This window comes from Planktothrix sp. FACHB-1355, from assembly GCF_014748295.1.
GTDB lineage: Bacteria > Cyanobacteriota > Cyanobacteriia > Cyanobacteriales > Aerosakkonemataceae > Aerosakkonema > Aerosakkonema funiforme_A.
Window position 1 is genome coordinate 1 of record NZ_JACJUP010000896.1, and the last position, 3042, is coordinate 3042.

The 3042-nt window shown below is 44.5% G+C and carries 4 protein-coding genes; 3 read left to right on the forward strand and 1 reads right to left on the reverse strand.

Annotation, left to right across the window (positions count from 1 at the left end; genetic code table 11):
* The first annotated feature begins 332 nt into the window (after positions 1-332).
* From H6S82_RS26590 to H6S82_RS26600, 3 genes are read left to right on the forward strand one after another with little or no spacing between them, the layout of a single operon-like run.
* Entirely contained in the window at positions 333-1172 is an 840-nt protein-coding gene (locus H6S82_RS26590; protein WP_190471703.1) for a prohibitin family protein, read from the forward strand.
* Positions 1169-1987: a prohibitin family protein gene (locus H6S82_RS26595; protein WP_190471701.1), complete on the forward strand. Its 819-nt coding sequence runs from the start codon at positions 1169-1171 to the stop codon at positions 1985-1987. The genes H6S82_RS26590 and H6S82_RS26595 overlap by 4 nt, the downstream gene beginning before the upstream one ends.
* The gene (locus H6S82_RS26600; RefSeq protein WP_190471699.1) at positions 1984-2541 is read left to right on the forward strand and encodes a hypothetical protein; all 558 of its coding nucleotides are present in this window, start codon (positions 1984-1986) and stop codon (positions 2539-2541) included. Before H6S82_RS26595 ends, H6S82_RS26600 begins: the two co-directional genes overlap by 4 nt.
* A 13-nt stretch (positions 2542-2554) precedes the next feature.
* Here the strand turns inward: H6S82_RS26600 and H6S82_RS26605 are convergent.
* The coding region (locus tag H6S82_RS26605) for a 50S ribosomal protein L11 methyltransferase (RefSeq protein ID WP_191056986.1) at positions 2555-3042 on the reverse strand (488 nt) is incomplete at its 5' end.

A 3042-nucleotide genomic window follows, 5' to 3' on the forward strand; every position in this document is an offset into this window, starting at 1 on the left:
TGGTGGCGGTTGAGCTAATTTTCTGTCAATGGTGCAACGCAATCGTGTTTTTGCGATCGGGCCAGTCCGGTACTTACATACTCTGAGGCCAGAAACCCGGTTTCTGCGGCGATTTATCGTCGCCAAACCAAATATTTCTCATAGAAACAGGGTTTCTTTGCACAAGTCATAATCTTTAAACCCCTAACGTTTTTGGCACTCCTTGTTGAAGAAATATTGCTGGCTGCGGAATCATCTTTCTCGGTTTTGTTTTAATAGGCAGGAGCCAGAAATTGTCCAAAAGCCATTTCTAATAATTGGAATACACACAAACATCTCCTAACTATCCAACTATGCCTAACTCCAAAATTAAAGCCGTCGATTCTTTTCCCCTTGTTCTTTACGTCGCTGGGGGTATAGCGTTTGTACTGGCAGCTATTATCTTTCGCCCTTTTGCAATTATCAATGCCGGAGAGCGAGGCGTTGTCATGCAATTAGGCAAAGTTCAAAATACGGTTTTAGATGAGGGCATCCACCCAATTATACCAGTAGTGACATCTGTAAAAAGGCTCAGCGTTCGCGTACAAAAGAACGATTTTACGGCAGACGCAGCTTCTAAAGATTTACAGAAAATTACAGCAGACCTCGCCGTCAACTGGCATATTAACCCCGCTGAAGTAAATAAAGTTTATCAACGGGTGGGGGATACAGAGCAAATTGTGAATGGGATTATCACTCCCGCTGTATCAGAAGTTCTCAAGGCAGCAACTGCTAAAAAGACAGCCGAGGAAATTATCACCAAGCGAACACAACTGAAAGAAGAAATCGATAATCGACTCAAAACTCGTTTGCAAGCTTATGGAATTGGCGTGGATGATGTTTCTCTGGTAGATTTTGCTTTTTCTCCTGAGTTTAGTAAAGCTATTGAAGCCAAACAGATAGCCGAACAAGAGGCGAAGCAAGCCGAATATATAGCCTTGAAAGCATCGAAGGAAGCTCAGGCAGATATTAACCGCGCCAAAGGTCAAGCAGAAGCACAAAGACTGCTACGGCAAAATTTAACGCCGCAAATTTTGCAAAAGCAAGCTATAGAAAAATGGGATGGCAAATTCCCGACTGTAATGAGTGGCAACGGTGCGCTACCATTTATTAATGTTAGTCCAGCTAATTTGCCCGCTCAACAAAATAAATGAAATCTAACAATGCTTCTTATATCGCAGCGGCTATACTGCTATTGGTGTTGACAGTTGCGATCGCTTTCAAACCCTTTGTAATTATCAACGCTGGCGAACGCGGCGTGGTCATGCAATTCGGTCAAGTCCAAGAGCGAGTTTTGTCAGAGGGAATCCACGCGATCGTCCCGATTGTCAATACGGTACAAGCTCTCAGCGTCCGCGTCCAAAAACATCAAATTCCCGCTCAAGCAGCATCGAAAGACCTTCAAGATGTCTTCACCGATGTAGCCCTGAACTGGCATATTATACCAGAAAAAGCCAACACAATCTTTCAACAGATTGGCGATGAAAAAGAGGTAATTCAGAGGATTATCAACCCAGCAATTGAAGAAGTCCTCAAAGCAGTAATGGCTCTGTACACTGCCGAACAAATTATCACCAAACGCGGAGAAGTAAAAGCAGGCATTGACGAGCAGTTGACTGCGCGGTTGGCTCAATACAACATCGGAGTCGATGATATTTCTTTGGTGAATATCCACTTCTCCCAGCGGTTCAGCGAAGCTGTGGAAGCCAAACAAATTGCCGAACAGGAAGCAAAACGGGCAGAATTTGTAGCTTTAAAAGCTGCCCAAGAAGCGCAGGCAGAAATCAACCGCGCCAAGGGACAAGCTGAAGCGCAAAGGTTATTGCGGGAAAACTTAACGCCGCTAATTTTACAAAAGCAGGCGATCGAAAAATGGGACGGTCATTTCCCCACAGTTTTGGGTGGGAATGAAGCGCTGCCTTTTATTAATATTAAGCCAGAGGAATTACCAAGTCAAGCCCAGCCATGAACACACCCAGTCATGCCATCCTCAATCTTTTCTTTTTGGGCAAAAAGTCGCTACCAGAAGCCAATCTTACCATTTTCATAGGCGCGATTTTACCGGATATTCCCATATTTGTTTTGTACGGATGGGCAAAATTGATTGCGCGGTTGCCAGAAAAACAAATTTGGTCAGAAGTTTACTATCAAGCTTTTTGGCAAAATATTGTCGCGCTCTTTCATTCCATTCCTTTGGCTTTCTTAGGATGGTTTATTGCTTATAAATTGGGTTGGCAAAAAGTGCAAATCCTTTGCATCAGCATGGTGCTGCATTCGCTTTTCGATTTGCCAGTTCACAACGATGACGCGCATCGGCACTTTTTCCCCTTCAGCAACTATCGATTTATCAGCCCCATTTCTTACTGGGACAAGAAGCATTACGGTGGAATTGTTTCTGTTGTTGAAATATCGTTAGTGCTGTTAGCCTCGTTTCCTGTTTTTAATCTTCTGCAATCTTGGATTGGGAAAGGTTTGCTGATTGCGATCGATCTTGTTTACCTGTACTTCTTCCTCCGCTCATAACAATTACGATGTCTTAGCCTCGACGAATATTGAAGCAACACCAATCTTGCCGACGCCAGAGAGTGGCAATTACCCAACCATTTTGTTCCAGAACATCGGCAACTGGTTTAGTCTGATCTAGCAAAATACCGCTGAGAATTCCCCAAGTGTTAGGTTTAGCAATTTCGCTCATTTGCGGAATCAAGTCAATAATCACCTCCGCCAGAATATTACAGACAATACCATCTACAGGGCCATCACTCATCTGCATCACGAGATCGACACTGCCCTGTTCCACAATTAGACGCCCAGAAGCAACCTTGTTAAGAGTGCGATTGCTGCGAGTAGAGCGTACTGCGATCGGATCGGTATCGACTGCATAAACCTTTTCGGCACCCAGCAACACAGCCCCAACAGATAGTATTCCCGAACCGCAGCCAATATCCGCCACCACAGCTTGACTTTCCGCAAAACCAAGCCGCATTTCCAGCGATTCCAAACAAAGCTGAGTCGTGGCGTGGG

Coding starts and splice junctions, on each gene's coding strand:
- H6S82_RS26590 (WP_190471703.1), top strand. CDS start 333: ATGCCTAACTCCAAAATTAAAGCCGTCGATTCTTTTCCCCTTGTTCTT.
- H6S82_RS26595 (WP_190471701.1), top strand. CDS start 1,169: ATGAAATCTAACAATGCTTCTTATATCGCAGCGGCTATACTGCTATTG.
- H6S82_RS26600 (WP_190471699.1), top strand. CDS start 1,984: ATGAACACACCCAGTCATGCCATCCTCAATCTTTTCTTTTTGGGCAAA.